This is a genomic window from Streptomyces sp. FH025 (assembly GCF_017427025.1).
Lineage (GTDB): Bacteria > Actinomycetota > Actinomycetes > Streptomycetales > Streptomycetaceae > Kitasatospora.
In genome coordinates this window covers 1-7,835 of record NZ_JAFLNG010000356.1, presented here as the reverse complement: position 1 = coordinate 7,835, position 7,835 = coordinate 1, and the positions used below count along the sequence as shown (strand labels likewise).

The 7,835-nt window shown below is 73.7% G+C and carries 6 protein-coding genes; 1 reads left to right on the top strand and 5 read right to left on the bottom strand.

Annotated features, from left to right (window positions below; translation table 11 throughout):
* The 5 genes from sucD to J0670_RS23365 form a co-directional block, all read right to left on the bottom strand.
* A partial coding sequence (gene sucD, locus J0670_RS23385) for a succinate--CoA ligase subunit alpha (RefSeq protein WP_207813616.1) occupies window positions 1-867 on the bottom strand: 867 nt, incomplete at its 3' end.
* Window positions 868-885: 18 nt separating this feature from the next.
* On the bottom strand, window positions 886-2,058 hold the full coding sequence (sucC, locus tag J0670_RS23380) for an ADP-forming succinate--CoA ligase subunit beta (RefSeq protein WP_207813615.1): 1,173 nt from the start codon (window positions 2,056-2,058) through the stop codon (window positions 886-888).
* Window positions 2,059-2,360: 302 nt separating this feature from the next.
* Window positions 2,361-3,527 (bottom strand): VWA domain-containing protein, encoded by a 1,167-nt coding sequence (locus J0670_RS23375; RefSeq protein WP_207813614.1) that lies wholly within the window; start codon window positions 3,525-3,527, stop codon window positions 2,361-2,363.
* 24 nt (window positions 3,528-3,551) lie between these two features.
* Window positions 3,552-5,873 carry a DUF5682 family protein gene (locus tag J0670_RS23370; protein ID WP_207813613.1) on the bottom strand — a complete coding sequence of 774 codons (2,322 nt, stop codon included), beginning with the start codon at window positions 5,871-5,873 and terminating at the stop codon, window positions 3,552-3,554.
* A complete protein-coding gene (locus J0670_RS23365) occupies window positions 5,870-6,952 on the bottom strand; it encodes an AAA family ATPase (RefSeq protein ID WP_207813612.1) in 1,083 nt (360 codons plus the stop codon). The genes J0670_RS23370 and J0670_RS23365 overlap by 4 nt, the downstream gene beginning before the upstream one ends.
* A gap of 179 nt (window positions 6,953-7,131) precedes the next feature.
* Here J0670_RS23365 and J0670_RS23360 point away from each other — a divergent pair.
* Window positions 7,132-7,835: SWIM zinc finger family protein (locus tag J0670_RS23360; protein WP_207813611.1), on the top strand; the 704-nt coding region annotated here is incomplete at its 3' end.

The following is a 7,835-nucleotide window of genomic DNA, read 5'->3' as shown; positions in this document are numbered from 1 at the left end:
GCGGGCCAGGCGGGCGGTCTCGGACGGCGTCTTGCCGACCTTGACACCGGCGGCCTCGAGGGCCTCCTTCTTCGCCTGGGCGGTGCCCGAGGAGCCGGAGACGATGGCGCCGGCGTGGCCCATGGTCTTGCCCTCGGGGGCGGTGAAGCCCGCGACGTAGCCGACGACCGGCTTGGTGACGTGCTCGGCGATGTAGGCCGCGGCACGCTCCTCGGCGTCGCCACCGATCTCACCGATCATGACGATGAGCTCGGTCTCCGGGTCCTCCTGGAAGGCCTTGAGGGCGTCGATGTGGGTGGTGCCGATGACCGGGTCACCACCGATGCCGACGGCCGAGGAGAAGCCGATGTCGCGCAGCTCGTACATGAGCTGGTAGGTCAGGGTGCCGGACTTCGAGACCAGACCGATCTTGCCGGAGCTGGTGATGTCGGCCGGGATGATGCCGGCGTTCGACTGTCCGGGGCTGATCAGGCCGGGGCAGTTCGGGCCGATGATGCGGGTCTTGTTGCCCTTGGCACCGGCGTGCGCCCAGAAGGCGGCGGTGTCGTGCACCGGGACGCCCTCGGTGATGACGACGGCCAGGCCGATCTCGGCGTCGATGGCCTCGACGACGGCGGCCTTGGTGAAGGCCGGCGGCACGAAGAGGACGGAGACGTCGGCGCCGGTCTTCTCCATCGCCTCGGCGACGGAGCCGAAGACCGGGATCTCGGTGCCGTCGACGTCGACCGTGGTACCGGCCTTGCGCGGGTTGACACCGCCGACGATCTGGGTGCCGGAGGCGAGCATGCGGCGGGTGTGCTTCATGCCCTCGGCGCCGGTCATGCCCTGGACGATGACCTTGCTGTCCTTGGTAAGGAAGATAGCCATGGTGTTAAGTCCCCTTCCTTACTTGTTGGCCAGCTCGGCGGCGCGGTCAGCGGCGCCGTCCATGGTGTCCACGCGCTGCACCAGCGGGTGGTTGGCGTCGTCGAGGATCTTGCGACCCAGCTCCGCGTTGTTGCCGTCCAGACGGACGACCAGCGGCTTGGTGACGTTCTCGCCCTTGCTCGCGAGGAGCTCCAGGGCCTGCACGATGCCGTTGGCGACCGCGTCGCACGCGGTGATGCCGCCGAAGACGTTGACGAAGACCGACTTGACGTCGGGGTCGCCGAGGATGATCTCCAGGCCGTTGGCCATGACCTCGGCGGAGGCGCCGCCACCGATGTCGAGGAAGTTGGCGGGCTTGACGCCGCCGTGCTTCTCACCGGCGTAGGCGACCACGTCGAGGGTGCTCATGACGAGGCCCGCGCCGTTGCCGATGATGCCGACCTGGCCGTCGAGCTTGACGTAGTTCAGGCCCTTGGCCTTGGCGGCGGCCTCCAGCGGGTTGGCCGCGGCCTTGTCCTCCAGGGCCTCGTGCTCGGGCTGGCGGAACTCGGCGTTGTCGTCCAGGGAGACCTTGCCGTCGAGCGCGATGATCTTGCCGTCGCCGGACTTGATCAGCGGGTTGACCTCGACGAGGAGGGCGTCCTCGGCGATGAAGACCTTCCAGAGCTTCTGGAGGACGTCGGCGACCTGGTCGGCGATCTCGGCCGGGAACTTCGCCGCGGCGACGATCTCGGCGGCCTTCTCCGGGGTGCAGCCCTCGTTGGCGTCGACCGGGATCTTGGCGAGCGCGTCGGGGTTCTGCTCGGCGACGACCTCGATCTCCACGCCGCCCTCGACGCTGGCCATGGCCAGGAAGGTGCGGTTGGTGCGGTCCAGCAGGAACGAGACGTAGTACTCGTCCTTGATGTCCGCGGTCTGGGCCAGCATCACCTTGTGAACGGTGTGGCCCTTGATGTCCATGCCGAGGATCTGCTCGGCCTTGGCGACGGCGTCCGCCGGGTCGGCGGCGAGCTTGACGCCGCCGGCCTTGCCTCGGCCGCCCACCTTCACCTGAGCCTTGACGACGGCGCGGCCGCCGAAGCGCTCCGCGATGGCGGCAGCGTCTGCGGCGGTCTCGATGACATCGCCGTCAAGCACGGGCACACCGTGCTTGGCGAAGAGGTCCCTCGCCTGGTACTCGAACAGGTCCACGTGTTTGTCCTTGTTCGTGGTCGCGGATTGTGTCTCTACGAGCGTGCCACGGCAGGATCTTCGCTGCGGGTCGTCGGGGCGGTGCGGGTACGCAGAGGTACGGCCTTGCGGCCCACACAGCCACGGGCGCACACGTCAATCAACACGCGCGTCACGTCCGTCTGGCAGGTTATCCCCGTGGGAGGGGCCTGTTCCGCCCGGGGCCCTGTCCGCCTTGGGTGAGAACCGTCACAGATCTGCCGGTGGACCGGACGGACGCCCGGTCCACCGATCGAGGGGCTTCACCCGTTCGAGTGGAACTCTCATGCGCCCTGGTCGGGGACGGGGATCGGGCGCTTCTCGATCGCCGCCGCCATGATCTCCGGGAAGGCGTCCGGGGTGCAGGCGAAGGCCGGCGCGCCGAGCGCGGCCAGAGCGGCGGCGTGGGCGTGGTCGTACGCCGGCGCACCTTCGTCGGAGAGCGCCAGCAGCGCGATGAACTGGACGCCGGCCGCCTTCATCGCGGCGACCCGCCGCAGCATGCCGTCCCGGATGCCGCCCTCGTAGAGGTCGCTGATCAGCACCACGATGGTCTCGGAGGGCCGGGTGATCTTCGACTGGCAGTAGGCGAGCGCACGGTTGATGTCGGTGCCGCCGCCGAGCTGGGTGGCGAACAGCACGTCCACCGGGTCGGTGAGCTGCTCGGTGAGGTCGACCACCGAGGTGTCGAAGACGACCAGCCGGGTGTCCAGGGTGCGCATCGAGGCGAGCACCGCGCCGAAGACCGCCGAGTGGACGACCGAGGGCGCCATCGAGCCGGACTGGTCGATGCAGAGGATGACGTCCTTCTTCACCGCGCGCTGGGCGCGGGCGTAGCCGACCAGCCGCTCGGGGACGACGGTGCCGTGCTCGGGCAGGTAGTTCTTCAGGTTGGCCCGGATGGTGCGGTCCCAGTCGATGTCGCGGTGGCGGGGGCGGTTCACCTTGGCGCTGCGGTCGAGGGCTCCGCCCAGGGTGGCCCTGGTCCGGTCGGCGAGCCGCCGCTCCAGGTCGGCGACCACCTTGCCGACCACCGCACGGGCGGTCTCCCGGGTGGTCTCGGGCAGCGCGTGCTTGAGCGAGAGCAGGGTGCCGACCAGGTGCACGTCCGGTTCGACGGCCTCCAGCATCTCCGGCTCCAGCAGCAGCCGGTCCAGGCCGAGCCTGGTGATCGCGTCCTGCTGCATCAGCTGGACGACGGTGGACGGGAAGTACTCGCGGATGTCGCCCAGCCAGCGGGCCACCTGCGGGGCCGAGCCGCCGAGCCCCGCGCTGCGGCGGCCGCCGCGCGCCGTACGGGCCCCCTCCTCGGGGGCGCCCCGGTAGAGCGCGGCGAGGGCGCCGTCCATCGCGGCGTCGCGGCCGCGCAGGGTGCAGCCCGTTCCGTCGGCCTCGCCGCCGAGCACCAGGCGCCAGCGGCGCAGCCGCTCGTCGGTGGTGGTCACTGCCATCGGGTCCTCCTCCTACAGCGGGTGTCAGGTGTTGCGGCCGGCGGCCTGGCGGGGAATGGTCGGGCGGACGCCGAGCAGCAGGGCCACCACCGGGACGGCGGCGTCGGCACGGGCCCGGTCGAGCTCGCCGGACGCCTCGGGCGCCGCCGTGGCCGCGCCGAGCGGACCGGCCGCGACCCGGCCGCCGATGGTGGTGCGCACGCCCGCCTCCAGACCGGCGAAGGTGCGCCGCAGCAGCGGCAGGACGTCGGTGAACACCTCGCCGCTGACGCCGGTCAGCCATTCGTCCAGCAGGGCGAGCAGCCGGGGGTCGTGCAGCAGCAGGGCGCCGCCGCCGGTGAGGAAGCCTTCGACCCAACCGGCCGCGTCCGCAGGGGCGTTGGCGACGGACAGCACCAGTCGCAGCCGTCGGCCGGCCTCCTCGGAGTCGAGCCGACCGTCGTCCAGCAGCAGCCGGACGGCGCGGCCGCGCAGCAGGCCGGGGGCGCCGGTGGCCGGTCCGCCGGCGGGCTCGCGGCGGGCCAGCGAGCGCAGCGCGGCGGCCCAGCGCTCCGCCAGGCCGTCGGCGCCGGTGTCGGTGTCGGTGTCGGAGGCCTCCGGGTCGAGCAGGGCGATCGCGCCGTGGACCTCGTCGATCCGGCCGCGCATCGCCGCCGCGCTCTCCGCGTCCAACCCGACGCAGGCGGGCGGAAGTCCGACGCAGATCCGCTCGGCCAGGCCCGCCGCGGCCTCGGCGAGCGCGCCGTGGTCGGTGCCGCGCACGTCGCCGTAGCGCAGCGCGCGGACCAGCGCGGGCAGCGCGCCCGCGAGGTGGGCGACGTCGGTGTCCAGGGCGGCGCAGTCGGCGAGCACCCGCATCACGGCGGGCAGCGCGCCGGACAGCCCGGCCAGCAGACAGGTCTCCACCAGGCCCGTCAGCTCGGCGAGTTCGACGGCGGCGCGCGCGGTGCCGACGGCCTTGGCGGTGGCGGCCTCCTCGACCGTGGTGCCCCACTGGGCGGCCTCGGCGATCCGGACCGCGAACTCGGGCTGCCAGCACAGCCGCCAGCTCTCCCGGAACGTCCCGGTCGAGTTGACCGAGGAACGGGCGGGCACGCCCCACTCGACGCCCAGCAGCCGCAGCCGGTGCAGCAGTCGGGAACGGGCGGCGTCGGTGTCCTTGCGCAGGTCGAGGTCGATGTCCCTGGGCGCGGCCTCGGGCTTGAGCCGCAGCGAGCGCTGGAGCCGGGCGATGTCGCGCTGGAGCGGCACCGTCGGTGCGGCGTCCGGGACTTCACCGAGCGCGTCGCCGACCACCAGGCGGTCCCGGACGAGCTCCAGGGCGACGTCCGAGCCCTCGCAGAGCACGGCGCGCACGGCGTCCAGGGTCTCGGTCAGCCCGGCGAGCGGGCGGCCGCGCAGCACCGCGAGGGTCTCGGCGAGCCGGACCGCCTCGATGACGTGGGCGGAGGAGACCGGGTGGTCCTCGGCGCGCAGCAGCTCGGCGGCCCGGGTGAGCCAGCGCGGCACCGGGTCGCCCTCGGTGGTGAACAGGTGGTGGTACCAGCCGGGCGAGCGCACGCCCGCGCCGTAGCCGGTGGACCGGGAGAGGCGGCGGTGCGTCCACGGCACCCAGGTGATGTCGGTGCGCACCTTCTTCGGCAGCTCGGCGAGCAGCGCCCGGTCGTGGGCGACGGTGGGCATCGTCGCCAGCGCGGGGACGTGGAAGGCCCCGCAGACCACGGCGATCCGCCGGTGCCCGGCACGGCGGGCGGCGCGGATCCGCTGGCGCATGTGCGCCTCGCGCAGCAGGTCCCGGCGGGACTCGCCGAGGCCCTCGGCGCGCAGGGCGGCCATCGCCTCGGCGACGGCGGTGAAGGGCGCCAGCGGGTCATCGCCCGGGGTGCGGTGCTCGACCACGTCCTCCCACCAGCGCTCCGGGTCGTCGTGCCCGGCGGCCTCGGCGAGCAGGGCCAGCGGGTCGGCGACGGGCTCGGGCTCAACGTCAGCGGCGGCCTCCTCGGCGGGCTCCTCCGGAGCGGGCGCGAAGCCGTACCCGGCGGGCAGGTCGATGAAGTGGACCGGCAGGCCGTGCTCCACCGCATGCCGGATCGCCACCCACTCCGGGGAGAACTCGGCGTACGGCCAGAAGGCCGCCTTCGCCGGGTCGTCCACCGCGTGGGCGAGCAGCGCGACCGGCGGGACGAGGTCCTTCTCGGCGGCGAGGTGGACGATGTCGTCGGCCTCCGGCGGGCCCTCGATCAGCACCGCGTCCGGCTGCCACCGCGCCAGCGCGGCGGCCACCGCCCGGGCCGAGCCGGGGCCGTGGTGCCGGATGCCGAGCAGGGCGACCTCCGAAGTCGTCACGCGGTCACCTCGCGCGCGGCCCGGTAGAAGTCCTTCCAGCCGTCGCGCTCGCGCACCACCCCTTCGACGTACTCGCGCCACACCGCCTGGTCCGCCACCGGGTCGCGGACGACCGCGCCGAGGATGCCGGCCGTCACGTCCCCGGCGCGCAGCACGCCGTCGCCGAAGTGGGCGGCCAGCGCCAGGCCGTTGGTCACCACCGATATCGCCTCGGCGGTGGAGAGGGTGCCGCTCGGGGTCTTGACCTTCGTCCGGCCGTCCACCGTGAGCCCGGCCCGCAGCTCGCGGAAGACGGTGACCACCCGCCTGATCTCCTCGGCGCCGCCGGGCAGTTCGGGCAGGTCGAGGGAGCGGCCGAGCTGGTTGACCCGGCGGGTGACGATGTCGACCTCCTCGTCCAGCGAGCCCGGCAGCGGCAGCACCACGGTGTTGAAGCGGCGGCGCAGCGCGCTGGACAGCTCGTTGACGCCGCGGTCGCGGTCGTTGGCGGTGGCGATCACGTTGAAGCCGCGCACGGCCTGCGTCTCGGCGCCCAACTCCGGTATCGGCAGCGTCTTCTCGGACAGGATGGTGATCAGGCTGTCCTGCACGTCGGCCGGGATGCGGGTCAGTTCCTCGACCCGGGCGATCTTGCCGTCGGCCATCGCCCGCATCAGCGGCGAGGGCACCAGGGCGTCCCGGCTGGGGCCGTGGGTGAGCAGTTGGGCGTAGTTCCAGCCGTACCGGACGGCCTCCTCGGGGGTGCCGGCGGTGCCCTGCACCAGCAGGGTGGAGTCGCCGCTGATCGCCGCGGCCAGGTGCTCGGACACCCAGGTCTTCGCGGTGCCGGGCACGCCGAGCAGCAGCAGCGCGCGGTCCGTCGCCAGGGTGGTGACGGCGACCTCCACCACCCGGCGCGGGCCGATGTACTTGGGGGTGATCCGGGTGCCGTCGGGCAGTTCGCCGCCGAGCAGGTAGGTCGCCACGGCCCACGGCGAGAGCTTCCAGCGCTCGGGGCACGGACGGTCGTCCTGCGCGGCCAGCGCGGCCAGTTCACCGGCGAAGGCGTCCTCGGCGTGCTGCCGCAGAACGTCGGTCATCGGGGCTCCTTGGGGTCGGCCGCCGGGCGCACGGGTGCCCTGGCGGCAGGGTGGTCGGGGGGAGCCAGGTCGGCGTCCCGGCCTGTGGGAACCACCCTGCTACGCCCCACTGACAACGCCCGGCCGGGCCGCGGACGGAGGGTCAGCCACTGTCAGTGGCGCCGCCTACGGTCGGTCGCATGGAGGAACGCTGGAGCACCGAACACGTCCTGTCCCTGGCACCTGACGCCGCGTCGCAGAAGGCGGCGGGCAAGCTCTCCTCGCCCGCGCCCTGGTCCGGGACGGGCACCGACGGCACCGCCCTGTGGGGCGAGTGCCGGGGCAGCGGCCGCACGCCGTACCGCACCGTGATCGAACTCGCCACGCCCGCCTACCAGTGCAGCTGCCCCAGCCGGAAGTTCCCGTGCAAGCACGCGCTCGGACTCCTCCTGCTGTGGAGCGGCTCCCCCGAGGCCGTGCCGTCCGGCGAGCCCGCCGACTGGGCGGCCGACTGGCTCAAGGCCCGCCGGGAGCGCGCCGAGAAGCGCGCGGCCGCCCCGGTCGACCCGGAGGCCGCCCGCCGCCGGGCCGAGAAGCGCGGGGCCCGGGTCGCGGCCGGCGCGGCCGAGCTGCGGCTGCGGCTCGCCGACCGCGTCCGGCACGGCCTGGCCGACCAGTCCACCGCCGGGCCCTGGGAGGAGGTCGCCGCCCGGATGGTCGACGCACAGGCCCCCGGCCTGGCCACCCGGGTCCGGGAGCTCGACACCCTGCCGCAGGAGCGGCTGCTGGAGGAGTACGCGATGCTGCACCTGCTGGCCACCGCCGCCACCCGGGTCGACGAGCTGCCGCCCGAACTGGCCGCCACCGTCCGCGCCCGGGTCGGCTACACCCTGGACGCCGCCGA

Bases quoted from the DNA above. Each gene is read 5' to 3' on its own strand.
- J0670_RS23375 (WP_207813614.1), bottom strand. From the start codon at position 3,527: ATGGCAGTGACCACCACCGACGAGCGGCTGCGCCGCTGGCGCCTGGTG.
- J0670_RS23365 (WP_207813612.1), bottom strand. From the start codon at position 6,952: ATGACCGACGTTCTGCGGCAGCACGCCGAGGACGCCTTCGCCGGTGAA.